Here is a 26,544-nt window from a genome sequence, read left to right on the forward strand (position 1 = left end):
CACATGACTTCTAAGTCTCGTAGTCTTTCACAAATTACCCATCGTCAAACGGGGTTGAGCCAAACTGGACGTACAATACCAGAGCTCTCCAGTGGGTTTTACAAAATTGAGCCTCGCTCAATAGAACATTGGCTTAGCTATCTAGGCGAAGTAGCCAAAAATACACACTTTATAGGTACTGACTCATGGCGCCCGGTACAAAGCTGGTACAAAGTTTTGCCAGAGGCTGACAAGTTTGTGGCACTGAGTGAATTGGTGTTGTCAGGCAAAGCGGATGAAGTAATACGCAAAATTGCAGCGAGGCCAGATCTGGCGCTTTTACTCACCTTTATAGATTTACTCGCTCATTCACAAAACCAATTTAACGATTTCATAGAGCGCCATTTAAATTATTACTATCAGGATGTGTTGGGGTTTGAACCCTTGGCCGCAGAGCCTGATGCTGCCCATGTTCTTATTACCTTAAATGATGTTGAGTCGATGACTTTGCAACCAGGCACTGAATTTGATGGAGGTAAAGATGAATTAGGAAATGATCTTACGTACCTCTCTACAGAGCCTTGCGCAATAAATCGTGCGGTAGTGGACAATGTAACTACAGTAAATAAGTTAAAAACATCCTCAGGGTTAGATATATGCCGCCACATACTCAGTGACACCGAGCAAGGTGTTGAACTAGACGTGAGCGCGATGACTTTTGGTGACGGTCAGCAATCATCGCTAGACGCCGAAGTTGAAATTGGTTTTAAGGTGGCGTCGCAAGACTTATTTCTATCAAGTGGTAAGCGTATTATTTCTTTACGCTTCTCGAGTGATGAGTTTGGTGAAAGCCCGCTTGACTTAACAGCATGGCCAGAGAGCTTTGATGTATGGGCCAGTACAGAAGATGGCCCTGTACTTTTAACTGCTGAGCAGGTTTCTCTAAATAAAGAAAAAAGTGAAATAATCATCACAGTAGACGAGTTGTTTTCGCCAATTACGCCCGTTCCAGATATCTTTATTGGCAATGACAAAGCGTTACCTTACTTGTCATTTGTACTTAAAAAATCCAAATATCAGGCGCTTTATGGTATTGACTTGGAGAAACGCGAAAAGCTACTTGAAACCCTGACTTTAAATGAAATACAAGAAGTACGAATAAGTACTTTAGTAATCGGGGCTAATGGGCTAATTGGTAACAATGGGACGGGCTTTTTAGATATGGCCAAACCATTTGAACCATTTGGTTTCTCTCCCCAATTAGCTGAGAAATTTGAATTTACTCATCCTGAGTTACTTTGTAAACGTGTCGCCAGAGCAAGTATAGAACTTAACTGGGTCGGCAGACCTGATGATTTTGATGCGTACTACAAAACTTATCTAAACTATCAAAATGCGATTACGCCTGCTGCCGAGAAAAAAGAGAACTCAGATACACTTACATGGCCAAAAAACCAAGTTTTGATCTCACAATCGGACCAAAACTATAACGAGTTAAATCACAAGATACAGGCTGATTTATTTTACAACGACGACCTTTGGGAGATGGATATTGACCCAGAAGTTGAGTTGGCAGTTTCGCAAAGCAAAAGTTTGCCAGCAAATGAAAATAATATTTCGACTAACAGGCTTTCCTTTACTTTTGATGATGACAATGGTGAACGAGATTACTTGACCTTACCCTTTAACCTGACTCAGGCGAAGGAATGGCCTAAATGGTATACCTTTGAGCTCTCAAACCAAGACTTTGGGCATCCGTACTATTTAAAAGTTGCTGAATACTATGCGTATCAGAATAGTATTAACCTTACTAAGTGGGATCCGGACAACGGAGATTTTATTCCGACTCAAGTGCCTGAGCCTTATACACCACTGCTAGACTCAGTGAAATTGAATTACTACAGTGAGAGTATTTCTCGCGCACAACGAGCTGCGATTGGTAACTCGATTTGGATTGAGCATATCTCTCCAATCGGTAGGCAATTGCAATTACTCGAAGGCCAAAACAATCTACATTTGTTGCCGCAAATAGATGATTTAGGATATTTGTATATCGCTTTAGGCTCCCTCGTCACGCCTGGCCAATGTAGTGTGTTATTTCAGTTAGAGGCGGTTGATGGCTACAACTTTGCTCAGAGGCCTGACTTTAAATGGGAATACTATAATCAGGGAAAGTGGCACCATTTTAGCCGTGAAGACTCGCAAGGCACTGGAGGCGAGGGGCGCATACTCCAAGACAATACTTACGATTTATTAGACTCTGGAATTATTATTTTTTCTTTACCGGAGTTTGATGAGTCAGATCAGTTTAATCAAGATGGAAAAGTATGGATCCGGGCTGCGATTGATTCTAGTGTACTTTCAAGTGACTATACGCATCCAATTTACTCAAGACTCAAAGGTGTTTTTTCGCAAGCGGTTAAAGTTACCTTAGGGTCGAAAGGACACCCAGAATCACACTATATAAAGCCATTGCCAGCAGAGAGTATTGCTTCTTTAGTTATAACCGATCCCCTTATTGCTTCTGTAGAGCAACCGTTTGACAGTTTTGGTGCCAGAGTTACCGAAGACCAAAGCCGCCTATACAGACGTGTTAGTGAACGTCTAAGACACCGGGACAGGTTGCTCACAGGTTGGGACTTTGAACATCATACGCTACAAACGTTTCCTGAGTTACATACAGCTCGCGCCTATAAAACGAGTGACGGCGTTAACATGATGGTGATCCCGCTTAACCATGATTCTGAACTGCTTCAGCCTAAAGTTCCTAGGTATTTAATGCGACAAATTCAAGACGAAGTGGAGTTGCGCTCAGTACCCAACCTAGATATTACGGTGGTGGATCCAATCTATGTGGAAGTTCAGTTAGAAATTATTATCCAGATAGACCCAAGGTTCGATATACAAACAACGGTGATAGAGCTCAATGAGCTAATTGTGGATACTTTAACACCTTGGAATAAGAGTGATGAACAGTTATCTCATACCATTTATTTGGCCGATGTTGCACAAGCTTTAGAGATGCACCAAGCAGTAAAAATGGTGCAAGTTATTCGTGGTAAGCGCCTAGATGACAACATTCGTCAATATGCACAGGTATCTCCTAAAACGATGGATGAAATCCTAGTTCCTAGTCGAAATCACAAGATATCTCTGACTAACGTAGCCGGAGATGTTTTTGAAGGAATCGGCAAATGGAAGATTCAACACAACTTTGTGGTGCAGTAAGCGCACCACTTTTTCTCAGTTTCTAATCATCTACATCTGCGTTCACAGAATTGAACGCACACCGTCTACTCAAATATTGACCTAACTCCCAGAGGAAAAACATGGAACCCAATGCACTGAAAATTGCATCAGATGCTTCACTGCATCCTGGGCAAGACCTAAGCGGGTTGCGCCAGCAAGGGATAGAGCAACTGCAAAAGTTGGCTCCTGAAACTTGGAGTGATCACAACGTTTTTGATCCCGGTATTACATTGCTAGAAGTGCTCGCGTATGTATTGTCAGATTTAAGTTATAAATTAAGTCAACCAGTTGCTGATCTACTTGAAGTGGACCCACAAACCGATTGTGTACCTAATCAGTTTCTTACTTCCGAAGAGGTAATGTTCAGTCACTGTGTGACACTGGCAGACTATCGTCGTTTGTTTTTAGATATTCCAATTATTAAAAACTTAGACATACAAACCAATGACAAAGTAAGCAGTGGCGAGACCTGTTTCGATTTAACTGTACAGCTATATCGTTATGAACCTGAGCTAATGGAAGAGGTTAAAAACCTAATCCACCAAGTGTTTGCACGGGCAAGGTGCGTTACGCACCAACTCGGAGAAATAGCATTTTACAATCCAGCTGAAGTCCGCCTTGGAATGAAAATGGTGCTGGAAAAAACAGATAATGTCGTTGATGCACTGACTGATATCTTAACTAAGGTTGCTTTAGAGATCTCTCCAAATGTCACTCGGTACAGCGCGCACGAACTGTTTGAGAAGGGGCTCTATGTTCAAGATGTGTATCAAGGACCCAGATTAAACAATGGTTACATCCTAGACAGCGACCTCGAAAATACGCCAATTAAAAAGTACATATACAGCTCAGATATTTTAGACGTATTACGTCAACATCAAAATATTAAACAAATTGAAGAGTTCAGATTTATCACTGAAGGTGGTGCACAGCCTGGATATGAATATTGGCAAGTCGAGGTCGCTGACTTGGACCCTGAGCAGTCTAACTTAGCACCCCAACTAGGCTTTTTAAATAACTCATTTTTCGATGGTTTATCATTAGTCATTGAGGGGCAAGCTTACCCTCTTAGTGAACAAGAGATCTCGCAAATTAAAAGCAATCTTAGTGAGAAATTGAGTGCTCAGTTTACGTCAGTTGAACAAAACTTTTCGCAAAGTTCTGGCGAATATGTTCACTTGAGTCACTACGCTTCGTTGCAGCACGACTTACCTAAAACTTATGCTGTAACAGAGCAGATGCTGAATCGCGAAATAGACTCTGCACAAAAAGCACAGTTAATTCAATTTAAAGGCTACTTGCATCTGTTCGATCAGATACTTGCTGATCAGCATAAGCAGATTGACATATTGCCCCACGTATTGGCATTACCCCAACAGCAAAGCTTTGAATTTTTGGGCAAGGTTTTAGATTCCATGTTGGCCAGTGAAGCCATTTCTGAGCAAATGTTGCACACATTCTGGCAGCGTGCTGTAGGGTTACCCCATACGCAGCTAAGCCAGGCAGTCACGGGCATCAGTGGTATTAATCATTTGGTAAAGCTGGCTATGCCAGATTACCAAGAGCAGGGCTTGCAGCAGCAGCTTGAAGCTGATTTTTCTATTGCACAATTAATCCGCTTGAATGATAGCGCGGCACACCTTTTGGCGAGGTTTGCAATAAAATTACCTAATGCCAACTTACTAAAATACCGCGAAGCATTCGGCTTTTATACCAGTGCATTATCTCAATGTGAATTTGATCCAAACCCACATGAAAACTTATTAACGCGATTGGTGTTGCTGCGCCAGTATGTAGACAAATGTAGGCTTTTGAATGAGATAGGCGGACTAGGCCATAATCGTTGCCGTGGCTTTAACTACTTATCCAAGTGTCCTAAAACCGCGCAATTATCCAGTTTGTCCCAACTAGTAATGCGTAACTTGGGGTTCTCACATCATGGCCAAATGCCATTGGCAACGCATAACCGCGAAAGCTTTTATTTGCTAGAGGGGGATTTAATTAGTGAGCAGCAAAGTGAAACCCTATTTTTTGTGTTGCCAAATTGGACGACGCGACTTAACAACGAAAACTTTCGGAGTTTAGTTGAGAGCCAAATTGCTCAACATGTGCCATTACATATGTCAGTGCATTGCGTGTGGTTGCAACGCGAGCAGATGAGTCTGTTTGAACGCCTATATTATGGGTGGTTAAATTTTTATGGTCAGGCACAAAGAGATCGTTTTTCAGATTGCCAGGCACATATAGCTAATGTTGCTAAAGATATTGGAGCGCTATTGGAGTCTTTGCTACTCGATTCAGGCAGCATGATAGAACGCATTATTGAGTACGTGCTTAATAAACCAAAAGGTAGTGAGGTACTTGAGACGTACTTGACCCAAATACTACAAGGCTATGCATCAGGTCCACTACCAGAAGACCTAGACGTGATAGGTGACTCCTATCAGTCCATTATGGAAAAGGTTGTTGGTGTTATAACCACTCATGCTGATTTATATCCACAAGGGTTTAATGCTCAGCAAGTGATATATCTAGCGACTCAATTATGCATTGATCACATATGTACGCCCAATGCGTTTATAGAACCCAACAGCAATACTCGATTCACCGTAGGCTATTCGCCGCTGGCTTATCTTAAGCCGATTTTACCGGTGTCTTTTTCTCAAATTAACTCAAATACAGCGGTAGTTTCGAAATTTATCGTTGCTACTAGCGTGCCAAATCGAATAGATCCTGAAGGAAACGAAGAATGAACAAAGTCAGTGACCAAGAAATTGTAGCCGAGTGCGACACGACATCTGTGATTGCCAAAAATAGTCGGGCTGAATTAATTGATAAATTTGATGACCTTAAAACCCCAACGGGCGATGATTTTGAATCTCTGATCCGCTCTGGGTTTAATCAAATTGATGATCCGATTGCGGTTGTACAAAACGGTGACGAGCAAGAGATCGCTGTAACATCTGCATTGTCAGTGAGTCCAGATGGAGAAACTGAGCAGTTTAGAGTGGACAGTGATGCTGTAACAGTTGACACCGAGTTGCTTGTATCACCAAACGGTGGAGAAGCTGTCGCACTAAAAGTCGAAGCAGATACTTTGACAATGTATGACAAAGTTAAGATTGACAGTGACGGCAATGACCTATTACAGGTCAGCGGGAACGTGAAATCTACAGGTGAATTGAAATCACAAACGGCCAATATCAGTGAGCGTGTTACGGCTGGTGAGTTTAGTGTCAAAAAAGGTACAGTTAAAGCATTAGAAGCAGGCCTTGACGGCAACAACCAACCTTATGTAACGGCTCAGGGTAAGCTGACAGCGCAAGAATCAGTAATTGCTGAAAAAGACATTCAATCTGCGTCGTTAAGTGTATCTGGTGAAGCAGAGTTAGGTGGCGATACAACAGCGCACATGCTGACTGTAGCGGAAAAAACGATGCTACAGGGGGAGTTGTTCGCTGCTAAGCCAGCAATTTTTGAGTCTCATATTGAGGTAGCAAAGCTCGGAGTTGGTCTTGATGAACAAAGCACTGGTGCTAAATTGCATATTGGTAAACGCTCAACAGATACCAGCGATTTACTGCGTGTGGATGATCTAAACCAAGATGCAACACCGTTTATCATTAATCCAGAAGGCCGAGTAGGTGTTGGTACAGCTTCGCCCGATGAAAGCTTTCATGTGACTAAAAATGTGCTGGTAGGTAAGAACAAAGATGATGCACATATCTTGTTGAGTGGAGAAGGAAACGGTGAATTCACAGGGCAAGTGAAAGTTAAGGAGTCACTAGACGTTGACGGAGATGCTGCATTTGGTGCCAATGCACATGTTGATGCTGCGTTGTCTGTAGGCACCCAGTCACCTAGCGCCAAGCTAGACGTGCAAAGTAATCAAGGTGACATATTAAACCTTGGTAACTCCAATGACACGCTAGTTAAAGTGACTAATGCGCCGTTAGTTGGTGAACAGCCAGTCAATATATTGGTTAATACACAAGTATCTGAAAACTTGTATGTGGGTGAAAAAGTAACCGCTAAACATGCCCAAATTGATATGACACTCAATGCTGGAGCGACTGATGTAGACAAACTTGATGTTGCACAAGATACCACGGTACAAGGGCAAACTCGTACTCGCCAGTTACAAGTCGGTGAGCAACCAAATGTGCCAGTACAAAGCGAAGCAGGTGCGGTGATCAACACGACTTTAGATGTTAAAGATCACGCAGACTTTACGTCAATCCACGGCAAAAACGATATTGAGTCTGATTCACTCGTAATTTCACCTAATGTGACCGCCAAACAAGCACTGACTGTTGGTGAAAATAGCATTTCTGACGAAGCGACCCTAACCGTCAAAGGCACCATAGCAGACGAGCCTGCATTGCTCGTAAAAGACAAAGATGGTAACCATCTTGTTCGCGTGAAGCAAAGTAGTGCAATTATGGGCAGCGCTGACAAGGCGATATCTCTAGAAGTAAAAGGTGATGTTAAAACGCCAGAGCTTGAGATAACCGAGCATGCTAAAGTCAAAAAAGCAAACTTCAGCGAGCATATTGTTATCGCCAAGGATAGCTTACAGAGCGATTGGACAACTGATGCCAAACTATCTGTTCTAGCACATAATGAACAGTCTCAGAGCGTAGATGTGAGCTTCTTTGATGGTTTGAATACAACGTCGCTTATCCATGCTAAAGCTAAAAATATTGGTTTATTTCAACCAAATCCACAGGCTCAATTGCATGTTGGTGAAGCAGCACTGTTCGACAAGGACGTAACATCACTAACCGGTGTGTATGTTGTAGATGAACGCAGCGAACATGGTGGGTTTAGCGCTACGCTTGAGCAAACTCAAGTGGGGTCATCGCAAAAGTCTGCTGATCTGAGTGTATTTGGCAATACACACCTAAATGGTGAGTTTTCAATTATTGAAAATGAGCACACAACAGTTAATTTCTCTGCCAGCCAGTTTAAGCTAACACAGGAATCTAACATACCCGTGTTTAAAGTGACTAACTCAGCTGGAGACACAGAAGTCATTGCGGCACCAGGTCGACTCGCCATTAACCAGACGTTGCCTAACGATGAGACAAACCTTGCAGTAACTGGGCTTGCACAGATAACGGGGCAGCTAAATGTAAATCACAATGGTGATGATGCATTGACCGTTGATGGTAAAACAATGCTGAAGGGTCATGCGACACTTAAAGATGGTTTGGCTGTGAGTGTAACCAATAATACGGGTGATGCACAAAGAGTCGCATTGCAGGTTTCGGGCGAATCTCAATTAGATGGTCAACTGCATGTAACCAAGCAAACAACGCTTGATCATGATTTATTAGTGCGCGGTAACACAGCGATAAGTTCTAACTTGGAAGTCGCTCGCTCGACTATCATTGGTGAAGATTTAAATGTTCATGGTGAACACTATGCAATGGGTAGTGTGGTTATCAATGGCACAGAAGGTCGAGATGCACTCACCGTAGATAACAATGTAAGCTTTAGAGCAGACTTAGATGTTGCCGGGAACTTATCGCTTGCACCATACCAAGCAAGCGCACGCTTACATATCTGTGAGAAAGACCAGCATGCGATACGTATAGATGACCCTGCTGGTAATGTACAAATGGTTGTAAGTAGAGGGTACTTAGGTCTAGGTATGGAACGACCTGAGTTCATGCTAGATGTCGCTGAGGATGCACGCTTTAGAAAAGACCTCGCGATTCAGGGACGTTTAGAAATAGATGACAGTTTGCACGTTAACGAATATGCAAGCTTTAGAAGCAACGTCAACGTATACGGTACATCGGAGCTACTTGGCGAGACACGTATAGGCGTTGCGATGCATGCGTCTGATGAAGAAGAGACTCAACTGCTTCGCAGCGCGCAATTGATTCTCGAACAAAATCATTTTGAGCACGCATTTGCCATCTACCACAAAGGTGCAAATCCGATTGTATTCCAAGATGGCCGAGTAGGTATTCGTAACGACCGACCTGAAGCTGAGCTCGACATTGTAGGTGACGTAAAGGTAGAGGGAGACATTGAATTAAATGGTGTGCTTCGCGGCACAGGACAACTTGAATGTCTAGATGGAGCAAAGATCTTAGGTGATGTGGAGCTTCGCTCTGACTTGACGGTATACGATGATGCGCTCTTTAAAGACACCGTGACAATTGAAGGCCAAACCACCATTGAGCGCAAGCTAACGCTTGAGAGTGACGCTGTTTTTGCAAAAAGCTTGAGCCTAGGTGAAGAGCTGACGATTCATGGCAATGCTTACTTTAAAGATGCAGTGCATTTAGATAAGGATGCAACAATCCGTGGCAGCTTGACAGTCGAAGGGTTAGAGCCACAGGCTAAGGTTGAACTCAAACCTGCTGTGAATATGCTAAATACGCTGTCAGTTCAAGGCACGGCGAAATTTGGTGATATGCTCAGAGCGCCAAAAGTAGATGTTCAGCATAAGGTGAATATTGGTGAAGCTCATACTGATATTGCGATGTTGTCTGTAAACACCACTGAAGGCGAAAATGCACTGGATATTGGTATTCGTGGCAACTCTGAACTGGTACTGGATGGCAACGCAAATCTCGGCCTTGGCTGTGCGCAGCCAACACACAAACTAGATGTGCATGGAGATGTTCGTATCTCAGAACAACTGAAGGTTGAAGGAGAGTTGATCCTTGAAAATCAGCTTCATTTAGACCAGGGTGCACAAATTGTCGGTGATTGCTCAATCCAGGGTGAGCTTTCACCGACAACCCTGAAAATGCCTTCAGGCCCTTGCATTGACGCAACCTCGGCAGATATTGAGTTAGGTGGTGAAACGCCTTCAGATCACGTTGTTGCTACACAAGCTGCGGTTAAAGCATATGTTGATGAACATGCTTGGCGATTTGGTCGTGGCAAAAAGGTAGTTGCTATTCATAACCAAGATGAGTTTGACGCGGTGTTTAGCCGAGAGAACTTAAATAACATGACGATCTTGTTATTCCCACATAATGGTCACAGACAAGTTTGTCGAGCTTACAAGCTGAAAAACTCTGTTCAAGTTGGGTCAAACTTAAGCATTGTTGGTTTCAATGAGCGTGAAACGCGTATTGTAAAAGCACATGTCGGCTGCAGATTTATTATTCGTGGTGATCGCGACGCGCCAGTGAAACACGTTTCAATGCATGGCTTTACTTTTGATGGAGCGATTCATGAAGTATCCAGAGAAATGAGCATGTATGAAGGAAATGGTGGTGCGTTTAACTTACGTTATGCTGACCAAATTGAGCTTAATTGTGTTATCGAAAATCACTGTGTAAGTGGCGATGGTGGAGCGATTTACGGCGAGGATGTTACCAACCTTGAAGCTAAGCACATTCGCAATTGTCGAGCAGGGAGACAAGGTGGAGCTGCATATGGTCTGCGTTATGCGGTTATTGAAGCACAGCATTGTCAGGCTGAGCGCGGTGGTGCTGTAGCGCATTGTGATGAAAGTGAAGTAATCGCGATTAACAACACAGCTCAGTTGCATGGTGGCGGAGCGTACAAGTGTCAGAACCTAGTTTGTAAAGGCTTCTGGCGCCGTAACACTGCTCAAAAAGGCGAAGGTGACCATATTTACAGTGCTGGTTGCTATCACCTAGAAGAGCAGGAGGAACACAAAGGTGATTTCTTGTGGCATGCATTGTTCTTAGATAGGCCAATGAATGACTCTCGTTATTTCTGGCGCAACGATCACGTGTAACTATGAAACTAGCAATCGCGCAAATTGGGGCAGATATTGATGCCCCTTCATCGCTGATAGAGTCAGGGCAGTACAGCGTTACTGCCCTTGAATCTCTATTAAAAGAGTGGCTTCATCATGCCATTAATCAACTTAAAGTCGATGTTTCTGAATCTAACGTATTGGCTGGTACAGAGATGCTTCTAGACGATATTAGTATCGAATTGCCAGATATAGATTTGAATGCTTTGAACGCTGACCCTCAAGGATATTTTGAGAGTGTCTTCAGTCCAGTTATTCGGAGGATCTTAAAGCACACCATTGAAACGCAATTGAGAAACAAGCTCGATTCTGATGTGAATAAGGTGTTTGATTCGAATTTGAGTCCAAACGATATTGCTTTGCAAAACTTAGATGCACGAGTAATACAATATGTGAAAGAGGCATTTATAAAGTGTTTAGTGAACGACAAAGCTAAGTTTTTTAAGCTAATGACCTCTGCTGAATGGCCAGCATTACGGAATTTGTTCGTGCGGGCACTCTGCGCTGATGATAAGCGCATTGTCACTTACATCCAGGCATTTACTGAGCAACAACACCATACACTTGTATCAAAGCTGATCAATAAGTTGTCAGTACAAAACCGCTTCTCATTTTGGTTGGACTTTGAGTCTATATTTTTAGCAAACCAGAGCAGTTTGCCTCAGCTGCAAGCACGCTTTATGGTGCTTTTAAATGCTTCCTTTATGTTTTCAGGAAATAACCAGAATGATCGTTCTTTGTTGAGTAAAGTAGTCGAGGTATTAAAGCAGCCTAAATGTGAACTTAAGTTATTGAAAACGTGGTTTGCATTGAAATCTACTAGTCAATTGGTGGACAACGACAGACAAACTTTAGCGCGTATCGCAGACAGAGTTTTAGTAGCACCCTCCACTTTAAAGCAAATGCAGCCTATTGTTATAAGTAATGCCTCCATAAAGGATTTGATTGAGGAACTCAGTGATATCAGGCAAGGCCAGTTGCAAGTGGATCTACCTTGGGGGGCAGAGGTAGAAAACGTTTCAATGCCTGTTTATCGTCATTTAAAAGAAGGATTAAAATCGTCTTTTAGGACGCTTAAAAAGCTCCATAAGTTGTTGAACGATCGGAGTGAAGTTTCAGAACTTGCGATGTTTGACCGCAAACAATGGCTCCGTTTTTTTACACAAGTTCATGCGCTACAAGATCTACCTCAACCAGTATATTGTTTACTTCAGCAGCTGATGAAGCGTGTGATTTCTTCGTCAGTACACACAAACAAGCAGCTTAAAAAAATAGAGTACCTGATAAAGCTGGTGGAGCGAGAAATTCGTGCTGTTAGTGATTCTCCCGAACGCTTATTGAACTATGTATATGCAAACAGAATAAGAGCTTTGGTGTGTTCTATTGAAAATGCGCCCAGCGACATGTTAAAGAAACTACAAAGTCACTGTGCTGCCGTACGTATAATGGGCACGCCGCTACAAAAAAATGTTAATTTAACTGCATATATTGATCTGTTAAACGAGATCAGCTACTGGTTAGTCGATAAGAAGCACAGCATAACGAAAAACCCAAGTGACTTTGAATTTATTGACACATTTAAAACTGAGACAGTAGAGCAAAATGCGATATTGACCGAGCCGGCTTTGACTGCTTGTGTTAATGAACAAAGCGCAATGGAAAATACCAGCTCTTCATTGAGACTGCACCCTTTAGTTAGCATGCTCGAACTTCAAGGGCCAGTGTCTAAACTTGTAGCACACCAACTGACCACGCACTTTGAACAAGCCCAAGTTGCACAATGCCGTTTGGCACTTTGTATATTTAAACAGGATTTGAGCGAAGCAGAAAAAGCCAATCTCGAGATGCAAGTGCTTGGGGCCAATGCGCAAATGCTTGCAATGTTGGTGAAGAAATATAGTGTTCTTCGAGGTGAAAAAGATCACGAAGACAACGGATTGGCCGCTAAAAAAGTAGAAGCCTTACCTCATAGTAAGTTCGAAGACGAAATCCAGTTCTCACTAAATAAGCTTGTCGATTCCATACTTATTGCAGTGGATAAAGCCTTTGTGAGCATTGAGCAGCAAAATATTACATTGAGTATTGAGTCTGATTTAAAAGATGAGGCTTCAAGAAGCTTTTTGTCACAGTACAAAGAAGGCCCTGAAAAAAGCGAAGCGACCAGTATTGTGCGCTTAAAACAAGCTCAATTACAAGAAGTGCTCTCTAGATTACGAAACTTTATTTCCACCACCCTCAGTCAGATACGAGGTTTTGACTCGCAATTAAATCTAGAAGGTCTTCACCAATTAGTGCAAGAGTTATTAGTGTGTTGCCTACACTGGCGCACGCTCTTAGCTGAAAGTGGTAGATTACCAGTACTGAGTGAAACAATTCGAACGTTAGACGCAAGTTTGGCAAAGCTCCAAAGAATTCAAAACAAGATTAATGCACTTAATCCTTATCTTGAGAGCATAGCTCAACAGGCGTCGACATGGTGGGGAGGGCTTTTAGTTGCAAACGCGCAAGAGCTGGCTCGTTTGAACGATATGCGCCGAGAAGCAGAGAGCGAATACCGAGTAAGAGTGCAAACAGGTGTGAAGACTGGGCAATCGCCAGCTAAAGGTATTGAACTAAACGAATTACGTAACCCTAATGAATTATTGGTGGATCTTGTGCGTATGCAATCTTCAGATTCCTTTGAGCGCGCGCAGCATGAGCTGAGTGAGTTTATCACACACCTTGAAGGAGTATTACAAGAACAAGAAGGCGTTGGTTCGTCTTCTGCCTCAGAGCAAGCAATCATTACTAAAGGTGTATCGGATAAAGAGCACAATAGCAATGCAAATGTGCTAAATGCTATATCTGAGCCCAGTATTTCCGGCGAGCGAGATGTTAAAGAGCACAGCGGAGCTACCTCTGGTGTTAAAAAAGCGGCTGAACTTCAGTTAATACAGACCATCAATGCAGATCAGAATAAGCTTATGGGCGATACGGATGATCTCAAGCAAGGGTTTAACAAACAGTATTATTTGAGTGCGCAGCGGCTCTTGACTCGAAGCAAGGCATTATTGAATCGGTTGTCAATTCAAACTAAAAAGCAAAATACTCGTATGCAGTCTGCTGGGTTTAAGCAGCTTAAATCTCAAACCGCACAAGCATTAACCAGCGCTAAAAGTGCATACCAATACAGTGCGCAAAGGCTCATTAGCGAAGATGCGGGTATTGTTTTGTTGTGGCCGTTTTTGGAAACGCTGTTTAGAAAATTTAACCTACTGTGCGAAGACAAGTCAGAAGACAAGTCAGAACAAATTGTATTTTGTGATGAGCTGTCTCAGATAAAAGCACATCAATTACTTTGTTACCTAGTTGATACCGACCCAATTGAACATGAAACGTTTACGATCAATGCGTTGCTGGGCTTACCATTAGAGCAATCTATTGAATATGAGCAATCTCTAAACGATGTTGAAATAGCAGAGCTCGAGCGCTTAGTCGAAATAGTAGTGACTCGTTGGGAGGCGTTAAAAGGCATGCCAAATAAGGTGTTCATGGAAATGTTTTTGTGCCGAAGTGGCGAAGTTAATTTAACCGCAAATGGTATCAGTATTGCCGTTGAGAATAAGCCGCAAGATATCTTGATGATGAAGTTACCTTGGGGCTTGGGGATAGCGCAACTTCCGTGGCTAGGAAATGATCTCATCAATATCGAATGGCAATACGGTGTTTAGTAAATAGTAAATTCATCAAGTCAACCTGAAGCATGCCTGAGGCCGATAATGACGAGTCTTGGGCATTTTTTCCCATATAAAAATTCACTAAATACGACCGCACGCGTTTTAAAAAAAACAATAATAGCGGATCAAAATAAGACTTAGTTTTATCAGCCCAACATTGGCAAGGTATCTAACGGGTTGGTAACCCTTATGTTTATCCGACCTCAATTAAAAATGGAGAAGTGTATGCCTGTAAACAATTATTCAAACTTACGCGCCCTGATCGAAGAACATCAGGTGCGACAACAACAATATCAAGTCGCTGAGTCTAAGGTTCAGTCCTATTTGGATCACAACAGACATAGTCTGTTGCAACACTTAAATAGTTTATTTGAAAATAGGGTTCTGCCACATTTGGAAACGGCAAAAGCTTTACTGATAGAGCAAGGGTATACGGCATCAATTGAGATTGATAAGCAGACACTTCACGAAGGCGATTCAGCAATAGAGGTAATAACGCAGGTATCTTTATTGTTTTCAGGCAATCAGCAGGAACCTGATATCGGTTTAAATCGATTGCTGATATTTACACGACCTAATCACTGTTTTATCTATTCTAAGTATATTACTGAGCTTGTAACAAGCCAGGTACAACCGTTGTTTTTTGCAGATGACTACTACTACAAGCATGTACCTGCATCAGAAGTACACTTTCCTCATTGGCCTTGTCCACCCAACTTTGAGGAGCACAGTGAATTCAAGTCGATGCTATCAGATTTCTTAAGCTTAGTTTTTCTGCAAATTAGAGGAAAATTAAGTTAATTTCCTTAAACAATGTTAGGAATTTTTCACAGTTGTCACTGATGTGCGTCAGCTCTGTAAGTTGAAACAGGAGGTGACTCTGTGGCGGATTATCAAAAAGCATTTGAATATGCATTTTCTCTGGAATCGACAGATCTTAGTAAGTCTCAAATTAAACTAAACGGCTTACCACTATGGAAAACACTGCAACGAAACGGTTTCTCTCAAGGTGAACTTTATGCACTTTTCAAAGGTCTGTATGGCGCAGAACTTTGGCGACTGCTTCGTGGAGCCAAAATTTGTAACCAAAAGACGGCAGGGTTGCTGTTGTTAGTTGCTTCCAAAGGGTTTTTGCCAGATCTAATTCATGAGCTACAGCACTTTATGGGAATTGATCAGAATAGTGAGATGTGTGGAAAAACCATTAAACATCTCAACAACATGCCTGCTAATAAAGTGCACCAGTGGTTGAGTGCGAGCTTGGCATACTATGAGCTAGTGCAACATCGGCGCGAAATTGTAGATGGAAAAACTTCTGTTCTAGGTACCTTAAAGGGTGAAATAATTCCCAATATAGGTATATTGACAGTTTAAACATCTCGTCACTGTATGACATTGACGGTTAATTAGGGAAGAGAGATGGCTAAAAAATTACCACATATCGGACAGTTTACATTTGAACAAGAAGGGCAAGAGGGTGGACGTTATCACAGCCGAACTTTGCATGTTCCGTCACAATACTCTGGACTTACTATTGGGCGCGGATTTGATCTAAAGCACCGCAGTGCTTTAGATATTGAGCATTCACTTACTCAGGCCGGAGTTTCTTCAAAGCCTGCACAAGTTTTATCTAAGGCTGCTGGACTATCTGGCAAAGCAGCTGAGGAGTTTATCAAAGATCATGGCCTTGAAGGATTTGAAGTAAGCCATCAAGAGCAAGTTAACTTATTCGAACAAACCTACCAAGCGATGGCCAATGATGTTAAGCGCATTTGTGAGAAACAAGATTGCGTTGATGCTTATGGTGCTGTGGACTGGGAAAACCTGCATCCAAAAATTAAAGATATCATCATTGATTTAAGGTACCGAGGAGACTACACACCAGCTACTCGACGCCGAATACAAAGGTATGTAGCAAAAAATGACCTTGAATCGTTCAGTAAAGAAATGTCAGATAAAGAGCTTTGGCACAAAGTGCCGCGAGAAAGGTTTAAACAGCGTTTAGCATATTTGATAGAATCGAAGTAATTTATAAGTAAAGCTGCGAAAAGCAGCTTTACTTTTTTCAGCGACCACCTGCCACTGTACCACTCATATACCACTTATCCTGCAAGCTTCCACAAACTCAGACAACCCAGAGCATTGTCCTTGCGATTTCCTAGGGTATATATTTAAAAATACGACGAAAAATAAGTCACTAGCGCCCACTAAGATAATCAATTAGTGCCACATACTTGGGCAAGGAGCTTGAAATGACAGGTATAAATTAATAAAACATACTGTAGAGGTAAATATATACTCCAGCCGGGTTTCTACCTTTGTCGCTGACTATTGTCCAACTGGGCGGGCAGCTTTGCGATGCAAGCACAGTTTTTGACTGCCAAATAGGTGCAGTTGAGTCTTTTGGAGCATGGGAGAGTCTGTAAAAACATTTTTGATAGGTTGCATGAGAATTGGAGGAGCCACCAGCCAGCCCTTTAGCGCTTAGGCTCATTGCCGCACATCCTATTGCAAAAAGATAATACTTACTTATCATCTGCTTTCCTTGTTCTAGCTATTACAGTTTAGCTGTGAAATCTATCTATCATTTGAGTATGACCCCTTTATGCACAAATAATACAGAAAATGAACTATAAGTGAACAAGCATTTTCTAATATCGTTTAAGTTGAGTTATTTGATAGGCGGCCACATATCCAATAAAGGACTCGAGTTTAACTCAATTTAAAGTCAGATTTATCTTAACTCTGCTACTTTTCACAGGTCCCAAAATGGCATTTTTGCGTATAATTTAAGCGACTTAAGAAAAACGCAAAATAAATCTAACTTATGAGTAGATAAGCGCTGTAAGTTACCAGATTATTTTGTAATAATGCGTCAGTTAACAAGCTACAAATTCAGAGGAAAGACCTCCTATGGCGGATACAGAGAATCGCCCAACTAATTTCATTAGAAATATTATTGACGGGGATCTGGCAAGCGGTAAACACGCGTCAACCCACACGCGTTTCCCGCCAGAACCGAATGGTTTTTTACACATTGGTCACGCAAAGTCTATCTGCCTGAACTTCGGGATAGCACAGGATTATAAAGGGCTTTGTAATCTTCGCTTCGATGATACTAACCCAGAAAAAGAAGACATCGATTATGTGCACTCTATTCAGGACGATGTGAAGTGGTTAGGCTTTGATTGGGATGGTGAGATTTGTTACTCATCAAACTACTTCGATGAGCTGTATCGCTATGCAGTAGAACTCATCGAAAAGGGTTTAGCATATGTTTGTTTCTTGTCACCAGAACAAGCACGTGAGTACCGTGGTACGCTGACCGAACCAGGTAAAAACAGTCCGCATCGAGATACGTCTGTAGAAGAAAACTTAGCACTATTTGAAAAAATGAAAAATGGCGAGTTTAAAGAAGGCGAGTGTGTGCTGCGTGCAAAAATTGACATGGCTAGTTCATTCATGGTTTTGCGCGATCCCATCATTTATAGAATTCGTTTTGTTCATCACCACCAAACAGGTGATAAGTGGTGTATTTACCCGATGTATGACTTCACGCATTGTATTTCTGATGCATTAGAAGGCATTACACATTCACTGTGTACGTTGGAGTTCCAAGATAACCGCCGTTTATACGACTGGGTACTTGAGAATATCAGCATTGAATGTAAACCTCAGCAAATCGAGTTTTCACGCTTAAATCTTGAATACACAGTAATGTCAAAGCGTAAACTAAACGACTTGGTTGAAAATGGTCTAGTTGATGGCTGGGACGACCCTCGTATGCCAACAATTGCCGGTCTGCGCCGTCGTGGTTATACACCAGCTTCAATTCGTGAGTTTTGTAAGCGCATTGGTATCACTAAGCAAGACAATATGGTCGAAATGGGTATGCTTGAAGCGTGTATCCGTGATGACTTGAATGAAAATGCACCACGTGCCATGGCTGTGCTTGACCCAGTTAAAATCGTCATCGAAAACTATGAAGCAGACAAAGTCGAGATGCTGGCTGCGCCAAATCACCCGACACTAGATATGGGTGAGCGTGAATTGCCATTTACAAGAGAGATTTTCATTGAGCGTGAAGACTTCCGTGTTGAAGCGAACAAAAAGTTTAAGCGCTTAGTGTTGGGTAAAGAAGTACGTCTACGTAATGCTTACGTAATTAAAGCAGAACGAATCGAAGAAGACGATGCTGGCAACATAACGACAATTTATTGTACTTACGATGACGAAACGTTGGGTAAGAACCCGGCTGACGGTCGTAAAGTTAAAGGTGTAATTCACTGGGTGTCTGCGACTCACTGTATTGAAGCAGAAGTTCGTCAATATGACCGTTTATTCAGTGTGCCAAACCCTGCCGCCGCAGAAGATTTTACGGCGACATTAAACCCAGACTCACTAGTTATAATCAACAATGCTAAGTTAGAGCCATCACTTGCAAAAGCTGATCCAGAGCAAGGCTTCCAGTTTGAGCGACTAGGTTACTATAGTCGTGATAACAAAGCAGATAAGTTGACGTTTAACCAAACTGTTGGGTTAAGAGACTCTTGGGCAAAGATTGAAAAAGCTTAAAGCTTAGCAATCATTTTGCAGTAATGAATAAAAAAGGTCGACAAATGTCGGCCTTTTTTTCAATATATTCATAAGATTAGTTTGAGAAGTGCTCGCCGTGAGTAAACAGTCAATTCATAATTTTTATATCAATGAGCAGCAATCCATTTATTTGTTGTCCCACCATGATGCTAAAAAGCATCGCCAATGGCTAAACATATGTAAAAAGCAGCTTAGTTTACTTGGTTACCAAGATGTAGAGTTGATTGGCTCGGGCGCATTTGGCTTTGTATTTGCTGGGGTAGAAGATAGTGGCGCTGAATGGGTATTTAAGTTTTCGCGCATCACCTTGGCACAGAGTGTTCGAGATAGGCTTGAAGATGAAGCTTATATGTTGTCTCAAATAGATAACCCAATGGTCCCAGAGTTCTTTGCATTTGAACGTGTCAAAAAGCAGGGGATTTTGATGATGGCACGCGCAAAAGGAGAAGACCTTGAGCAAATCTCTATCAAGCAAGGGCGATTTTCGGCAAGAGATCTTGTTCAACTTGCTTTAAAACTACGAAATGTTTTGGTGGAACTTAGAGAGAGAAAAAACGGCATGTCTCCTCAGCCAGTTGTTCACGGAGATATTAAACCTTCAAATATAGTATGGGACCAAGCTTCAGATGCGTTTTCATTGGTCGATTGGGGAAGCTCTGTTTATGCGCAAGTAGATATTCATGGTGAACCAATCGCTAGCAATATCATGGACTTGATGTCTTCTGATATAGCCAGTACCAATGCGCGAATGGGGGACGTTTACTTCATTGGCGATGAACAAATGTCTGGTGCTCGTTCTTCACCTCGGTTCGATGAGCAGGGGGTAGCCTCGACTATTTATGCCTTGGCAAGCGCGCAATCATGCCGCTTTGGGGCGAATGTTATACCAGCTACAAGTTTAGGCCTGCCAATGGAATTTGCGCGGGTAATAGATGGTATGTTGAGTAAGGACAAGGTAACGCGTGACCAAGCAGGAGACTATTTCATGCGGAACATGCCTGCCATAGCAAAAGTGTATTTACCCGACCTTAAAATTCCCCAAGACAAAGTGCCAATTCCATTTTGGATCACCCATTTGCAAGAACAACCTGATACAGTGGTCTATAGTTCTCGCAAGCAATTTTTACGCAGGGCTGACCACAATCAGCAATTGCTTGACGTCAATGACGCTCAGTTAGATAGATATTACAAAGAGTTCTTGTTTGATACTGGAGATACAGAAAAAGCGTTTTTGGCATCTATCAGCCGTTTGGCGAAATACCCCGTAGTTGGTGGATTGAGCTTTCATTGGCAAGAGGAGTCGGTTTTTGTTGAATCAAGTCTGATGCTCCACGATGAATCTTTGGATGCAGCTTTTACTGACGCTGTGAATGCAACTGTAATGCTAGCGCAGGGAATAGAACAAAAAGGTTTGTTCAAATGCTGTTTGTTTGATGCTCGCCAAACAATTCAATTGCAGCGAGATGAGACGGGGGCTTACATTTTCGAAAACTTACCTGAACTGCAATATAGCGTTAGTCATGTAGCCGCTTCTGAGGTGACAAGACCACACTCATATTTTGAGGACGGCAAAGATCCAGATGAACAACTTAATTTGCCAAAACAGATCATCCAGTGTGTATTTGAACTAAACAAAATACATCACACGGGCTGTATTATCTTTGAGTCATTGAACGATAGATTGAAAATTCACTATTACTATCGCTTGTTAGACTCTAGTCAAGAAGAGAAATTCTCAGCTTTACTAAGAGAGATAATTCAGTATGCAGTGAGCATTCAGGACTATGGTGTTGCTGGGTTTATGAAGTTGCCCTATAAAAATACCCGTGAATTTGCTCTGTGCCCACGTCAGCCTGATTATTTTTATCCAAAAAACCCTAAAAGTAATTAACTTTGCTTCGGGGGAGTTGTTGGTGCTTTCGCCAATCCTTTTTGAACTCGTAAGGCAAGTAAATTTATTCATAGCATATGACGAATTGTCAATTGTAATTGTTGGCAGCTTGTTGCACCCTTGATTCAAAGGAGGAGTTATGGATAAAGAGACAAGGCAGGAAATCTTAACGTTAAGTTGGGGGATCCATGATGAAGTTGAGCAAGCAATAACGCGAAATAAAGCAGTTCAAGGAGATGACTCTTGGCCAGAAAAGCAACGCCTGTTGATAGCCGATATGTCGCTTCATTTGTTGCAGACAGCACTTAAACCAGAGCCGATGTGCAAAGAAAAACTCAAAAATAATCTGAATGCAATTTTGACTTTGTCAGACGATTTCGTGTCTGAAGTCGATCTAAAACGCGTTGCCGATGCTTTGTATGGCTTAGACAAAAGCTAGAGCAGGAGAGATTAAAAATAAAAAGCCAGCATGATGCTGGCTTTAGAAAAAATAGATTTAATACTATTTATTAGTTTTCTGACTCAGTAAACTTTTTACAGGCTTCTTCATCAACACACTCACCGTATAGGTATAAAGAGTGATTTGTTAACTTGATGCCGTTGCTTGTTGCAATTTCAACCTGACGAGTTTCGATGACGTCATCTTCAAACTCTATTACTTTGCCACATTTCAAACACACCAAGTGATCGTGGTGTGTGCTGCCCGACAGTTCAAAAACAGACTTTCCACCTTCGAAGTGGTGACGCGTCACAATACCTGCATCATCGAACTGGTTTAATACACGGTAAACGGTTGCTAAACCAATTTCTTCGCCTTTATCTAGCAATATTTTGTAAACGTCTTCAGCGCTGATATGCTGGTTTTCTGGAGATTGTAAAATCTCTAGAATTTTAATACGCGGTAAGGTGACTTTTAAGCCCGCCTTTTTAAGCTCTAAGTTGTGATCAGTCATTTAATCTGTCTCAATCTAATTTCTTTTACTTCAATTCTTAAGAATAAGCACGACCATTTTCTTAAGAATAACGTGCACGGGCAACAAGTCAAAGCTTGTTTTATCAATTAAAAGAATTAATCTTCTAACTCGCTTAAACACATCTCGTCATAAACCTGTGCACACCAAGCTTTAATACGTTGCTCAGTAAGCTCTGGCTGGCGATCTTCATCGATGCCAAGACCAACAAAGTGACTATCATCAACAAGTGCTTTCGATGCTTCGAATTCATAACCATCAGTTGACCAGTTACCAATAACAATAGCACCACGTTCAGTAACAATGTCGTTTACCATTCCCATTGCGTCTAGGAAGTATTCAGCATAGTCTTCCTGATCGCCACAACCGAAAATTGCTACTAGTTTGCCTTCAAAGTTGATTTCTTCTAATTCTGGAAAGAAGTCATCCCAGTCACATTGTGCTTCGCCATAGTACCAAGTAGGGATACCAAACAAAATTAAGTCAAATTCTTCGATGTCTGCTTTGCTACTTTTAGCAATGTCTTTTACATCGATTAATTTTTTACCTAGCTCTTTTTGGATCTGTTTAGCAACGTGTTCGGTGTTACCCGTATCACTGCCGAAAAAAATACCTACGCTTGCCATTAAATAATTACCTTCATCTATTAATCGCTAATTTCTCTTGCAAGATGGTTTCAATGAGTGCGCTACGGCTGATATTTTGTTCTTCAGCCATATCACTCAACGCTTGGTAAAGTTCAGAAGAGACTTTGAACTCTACGCGTTTTAACCCTCTTGCTCTATCTCTTTTAATTTGATTACGCTTGTTGATCTTAAGCTGCATCTCCCTAGGTAAGGGATTTGTCTTGGGCCGACCAGGGCGCTTTTCATTTTCAAATAAGTCGATAGTTGTTCTATCTAATTCAGACTTGGCCATTAACCAACACCCGCACCTTGCCAAAATACTTGGATGACACCTTTGGCTATGAAACCTGAACAACCTAAAAACAACACCAGCCAGACGATGTATCGACCAAATTTAGGCACGTCACCCTTCTTCAGAACATCCTGTATTGCCATTCCAATAAGAAAGAATATACATGCGAGCGCAAAGTAAAAACCAAGAGTTTCAAACTCATTTATGTATTGACTGATCATCTTTGCACTACTAAAACCTTAAACGGCGGCTACTATAGCATATCTATCCACAATAAATTAAGCAGCGCCGCATAAAAATCTCTGACAATTATTGAATAAAATCAATAATTGAACGATTGACAGCTTCTGGCTTCTCAGCATGTAGCCAATGACCAGCACCTTGGATGATTTTTGCTTTTGCTTTTGAAAAAGCACCCACAATCGCTTCTCTATGTTCCGGTAGTATGTAATCGGAGTTATTGCCTTTTACAAAGAGCGTATCACACAAACAGGTACGAGGTGTATCGATGTTAGAGATAATCTTGGAATAATTCTCTTCAATTACAGACAGATTAAAGCGCCACTCAAAGTTGCCCTGTGGGTTTTTAGCTAGGCTTTTCAAAAGGAACTGCCTAACACCGAGCTCTTCAATGTATCCGGACATTATTTTATCAGCTTCACTTCGACTAGATGGCTTTTGCTGACTTACCTGATTGAGTGCCGCAATAATGGTGTCATGCCTCGGGTGATAGTCAACGGGTGCTATGTCTAAAACAACGAGCTTTTCAACTTTTTGCTCTTCATGCATAGCCACCTGCATAGCGACCTTTCCACCCATTGAGTGGCCAACAAGAATGACACTCTGCAGATCGTGATGATTGATAAGTTCACATATATCTTGCGCCATAACTTGATAGTTCATTTCGTCACTTTTGAATGAACGGCCATGGTTACGCAAGTCAACATTGATGACACTAAAGCTCGGTTCTAGCGCTCTTGCAATGACATTCAGGTTTTCTAGTGAGCCAAACAAACCGTGAATCAAGATCACAGTTTTGGCACTATTTGGGTCTAATCCACTTTGTTTAAAATTGAGTAACATACAGCCTCCAAGTTTGCGCGGCTATTTTGCCAGTGTTAATTCAAAAATCAAAGCCGTAGAGGAATATGATAAATTTAGATATAATCCTCCGCAGATGCGGTATATGTACAAAATGACAGGACAAGCATGAAAAAAATAGAAATAGATGACGAGCTATATCAATACATTGCAAGCAATACGCAGAGTATTGGTGAAAGCGCCTCACAGATCCTGCGTCGTTTATTAGAATTAGAGCCTTCTCAAGGCGATTCAGTAAAGACTTCAAGTGAAGTTGAAAAGGTAATAGAGCAACCTCAAGCAGCAAAAGTGGCTGAAGAGAAACCTGAACCAGTTAAAGAAGCAGCGAATGTATTTAACATTTTGAATAAAGAAGAACTTGCTATGCAAAAAGGCGTAGTTGGCAGGTTTTTGTTCATTTTGGCGGCATTCCATCGAACACATAAAGCCCAGTTTAGCAAAGTGCTTGAAATTAAAGGGCGAGACAGAATTTACTTTGCGAAAAGTAAAGAAGCGTTGCTTGAAAGCGGGAGCAGTATGAACCCCAAAAATATCACTGACAGTGAATATTGGGTCATGACCAATTCAAATACCACGCGTAAGAAGATGATGTTGCACGAGGTAGCGCTTAATTTAGGCTACACTCAGCAGCAAGCAGAAACCATTAGAGACTACCTATAAGGAAATGTGATGGCAAACCATCCAAGCGCAGGCAAACCAGCTCCCAAATCCCAGCTAGCAAATATTCCAAAGCTGGTTTCGGCTTATTATTTAAATGAGCCTGATTTAGAAGTTAATCCAGAACAATGTGTTGCTTTTGGCACCTCAGGCCATCGTGGATGTTCATACAATGTGAAGTTTAATGAATCACATATATTGGCTATCACACAGGCAATTTGTGACTACCGTAAAGCGAACAATATCTTTGGTCCGCTTTATTTGGGCAAAGATACACACGCATTGTCAGAAGCGGCGTTTAACTCTGCCGTTGAAGTGCTTGTTGCAAATGAAGTACAAGTGATCACTCAAGAGGGTGATGACTATACTCCGACACCGGTTATTAGCCATGCGATTGTGTGTCATAACAGGACACACCCTCAAGAGCTAGCCGATGGGATAGTGGTAACGCCATCACACAACCCACCAGAAGATGGTGGCTTTAAATACAACCCGCCAAATGGTGGACCAGCTGATACAGATGTAACAAACTGGATTGAACAACGCGCAAACCAGTTATTGCGTGAGGACTTGGTTGAAGTAGAACTATTTCCATTTGCAAAAGCCAAACGTTCTGGGTTTATCAAGTATGAAGACCTGATTACGCCTTACGTTGAAGATTTAGCAAATGTAATTGACCTAGAAGCGATAGCCAAAGCTGATATTAATATTGGTATAGATCCTTTAGGTGGTTCGGGCATCAACTTTTGGCCAGTAATTGCCAAGCGTTTTGATCTGAAAATGACAGTAGTAAATGATGAAGTAGACCCTCGTTTTGCATTTATGCCACTAGATAAAGATGGCAAAATCCGCATGGATTGCTCTTCACCTTTCGCTATGGCCAATCTTATCGCGTTAAAAGATGACTTTGATATTGGGATTGGTAATGACCCGGATTATGATCGTCATGGTATTGTCACTAAAGATGGCTTGATGAATCCAAATCATTTTCTAGCAGTTGCTATTGATTACCTTCTGCAACATCGTGAATGGGCAAAGGATATAAAGGTCGGTAAAACGCTCGTATCCAGTGGCATGATAGATAAAGTAGTGAAAAACCTTGGACACGAAGTGTACGAAGTACCAGTTGGTTTCAAATGGTTTGTTGAAGGGCTTAGTGACACATGGCTGGCGTTTGGTGGTGAAGAGAGTGCAGGGGCTTCATTCTTAAGAAAGAACGGCGATGTTTGGAATACGGACAAAGACGGTTTTATTCTTGGATTGCTAGCTGCCGAAATATTAGCGGTTACTGGTAAAACTCCTTCTCAGCGCTACCGAGAGCTAGAGGTAGAGTTCGGTGCGCCATGCTATAAACGTATAGATGCACCAGCAACTGGGCCTCAAAAGTCACGCTTAAAAGCTTTGAGCGTTGATGATGTTAAAGTAACGACACTGGCTGGTGACAAGATTACGGACATATTGACTCATGCACCAGGTAATGGCGCCGCTATTGGTGGTTTAAAAGTTGTTACTGAGTCAGGGTGGTTTGCAGCTAGACCGTCGGGTACCGAAGATATTTACAAAATTTACCTAGAATCTTTCAAAGGCGAAGCACATTTGGCTGAGCTTGAAAGTGCAGCGAAAGCACTTGTAGATAGTGTAATTAGCTAATTTAGAACATTTCTTAAAGGCCATTAAAAATAATGGCCTTTTCTTTTTTTACATCTCTCA

At 41.8% G+C, this 26,544-nt stretch carries 18 protein-coding genes; 12 read left to right on the top strand and 6 right to left on the bottom strand.

Annotation, left to right across the window (positions count from 1 at the left end; translation table 11 throughout):
* Window positions 1-3 precede the first annotated feature (3 nt).
* From N475_RS20565 to N475_RS20595, 7 genes are all read left to right on the top strand, one after another.
* Window positions 4-3,207, top strand: a complete 3,204-nt coding sequence (locus N475_RS20565; protein ID WP_063365870.1) for a hypothetical protein — start codon at window positions 4-6, stop codon at window positions 3,205-3,207.
* 101 nt (window positions 3,208-3,308) lie between these two features.
* Window positions 3,309-5,981 (top strand): hypothetical protein, encoded by a 2,673-nt coding sequence (locus N475_RS20570; RefSeq protein ID WP_063365871.1) that lies wholly within the window; start codon window positions 3,309-3,311, stop codon window positions 5,979-5,981.
* Window positions 5,978-10,963, top strand: coding sequence for a hypothetical protein (locus N475_RS20575; protein WP_063356364.1), 4,986 nt, complete (start codon window positions 5,978-5,980; stop codon window positions 10,961-10,963). The genes N475_RS20570 and N475_RS20575 overlap by 4 nt, the downstream gene beginning before the upstream one ends.
* 2 nt (window positions 10,964-10,965) lie before the next feature.
* Window positions 10,966-14,694: a contractile injection system tape measure protein gene (locus N475_RS20580; RefSeq protein ID WP_063365872.1), complete on the top strand. Its 3,729-nt coding sequence runs from the start codon at window positions 10,966-10,968 to the stop codon at window positions 14,692-14,694.
* Window positions 14,695-14,925: 231 nt separating this feature from the next.
* Entirely contained in the window at window positions 14,926-15,501 is a 576-nt protein-coding gene (locus N475_RS20585; protein WP_063356362.1) for a hypothetical protein, read from the top strand.
* Between the two features lie 81 nt (window positions 15,502-15,582).
* Window positions 15,583-16,074, top strand: coding sequence for a hypothetical protein (locus N475_RS20590; protein WP_063356361.1), 492 nt, complete (start codon window positions 15,583-15,585; stop codon window positions 16,072-16,074).
* 45 nt (window positions 16,075-16,119) lie between these two features.
* Entirely contained in the window at window positions 16,120-16,728 is a 609-nt protein-coding gene (locus N475_RS20595; RefSeq protein WP_063356360.1) for a lysozyme family protein, read from the top strand.
* 238 nt (window positions 16,729-16,966) lie between these two features.
* Here N475_RS20595 and N475_RS20600 read toward each other — a convergent pair whose 3' ends face one another.
* On the bottom strand, window positions 16,967-17,236 hold the full coding sequence (locus tag N475_RS20600; protein ID WP_063356359.1) for a hypothetical protein: 270 nt from the start codon (window positions 17,234-17,236) through the stop codon (window positions 16,967-16,969).
* A gap of 377 nt (window positions 17,237-17,613) precedes the next feature.
* Here N475_RS20600 and glnS point away from each other — a divergent pair, with 377 nt between their 5' ends.
* From glnS to N475_RS20615, 3 genes are all read left to right on the top strand, one after another.
* On the top strand, window positions 17,614-19,275 hold the full coding sequence (gene glnS / locus N475_RS20605) for a glutamine--tRNA ligase (RefSeq protein WP_063356358.1): 1,662 nt from the start codon (window positions 17,614-17,616) through the stop codon (window positions 19,273-19,275).
* 97 nt (window positions 19,276-19,372) lie between these two features.
* Window positions 19,373-21,187, top strand: coding sequence for a protein kinase domain-containing protein (locus tag N475_RS20610; RefSeq protein WP_063356357.1), 1,815 nt, complete (start codon window positions 19,373-19,375; stop codon window positions 21,185-21,187).
* Window positions 21,188-21,326: 139 nt separating this feature from the next.
* Entirely contained in the window at window positions 21,327-21,626 is a 300-nt protein-coding gene (locus N475_RS20615) for a hypothetical protein (protein WP_063356356.1), read from the top strand.
* Between the two features lie 70 nt (window positions 21,627-21,696).
* Here the strand turns inward: N475_RS20615 and fur are convergent, their stop codons facing one another.
* The 5 genes from fur to N475_RS20640 all read right to left on the bottom strand — a co-directional run bounded on the left by fur (window position 21,697) and on the right by N475_RS20640 (window position 24,159).
* Window positions 21,697-22,140, bottom strand: coding sequence for a ferric iron uptake transcriptional regulator (gene fur, locus N475_RS20620; RefSeq protein ID WP_063356355.1), 444 nt, complete (start codon window positions 22,138-22,140; stop codon window positions 21,697-21,699).
* Window positions 22,141-22,256: 116 nt separating this feature from the next.
* Window positions 22,257-22,784 (bottom strand): flavodoxin FldA, encoded by a 528-nt coding sequence (gene fldA, locus N475_RS20625; protein WP_063356354.1) that lies wholly within the window; start codon window positions 22,782-22,784, stop codon window positions 22,257-22,259.
* Window positions 22,785-22,797: 13 nt separating this feature from the next.
* Window positions 22,798-23,076, bottom strand: coding sequence for a LexA regulated protein (gene ybfE, locus N475_RS20630; protein WP_023399385.1), 279 nt, complete (start codon window positions 23,074-23,076; stop codon window positions 22,798-22,800).
* Complete coding sequence (locus N475_RS20635) at window positions 23,076-23,297, bottom strand: DUF2788 domain-containing protein (protein WP_023399386.1); 222 nt, start codon at window positions 23,295-23,297, stop codon at window positions 23,076-23,078. The genes ybfE and N475_RS20635 overlap by 1 nt, the downstream gene beginning before the upstream one ends.
* Window positions 23,298-23,385: 88 nt before the next feature.
* A complete protein-coding gene (locus N475_RS20640; RefSeq protein ID WP_063356353.1) occupies window positions 23,386-24,159 on the bottom strand; it encodes an alpha/beta fold hydrolase in 774 nt (257 codons plus the stop codon).
* A gap of 126 nt (window positions 24,160-24,285) precedes the next feature.
* Between N475_RS20640 and seqA the strand changes: the two genes are divergently transcribed.
* Entirely contained in the window at window positions 24,286-24,837 is a 552-nt protein-coding gene (gene seqA, locus N475_RS20645) for a replication initiation negative regulator SeqA (RefSeq protein WP_063356352.1), read from the top strand.
* A 9-nt stretch (window positions 24,838-24,846) separates the two neighbouring features.
* Window positions 24,847-26,484: a phosphoglucomutase (alpha-D-glucose-1,6-bisphosphate-dependent) gene (gene pgm / locus N475_RS20650; protein WP_063356351.1), complete on the top strand. Its 1,638-nt coding sequence runs from the start codon at window positions 24,847-24,849 to the stop codon at window positions 26,482-26,484.
* Window positions 26,485-26,544 lie beyond the last annotated feature (60 nt).

The organism is Pseudoalteromonas luteoviolacea DSM 6061 (assembly GCF_001625655.1).
GTDB classification, from domain to species: domain Bacteria; phylum Pseudomonadota; class Gammaproteobacteria; order Enterobacterales; family Alteromonadaceae; genus Pseudoalteromonas; species Pseudoalteromonas luteoviolacea.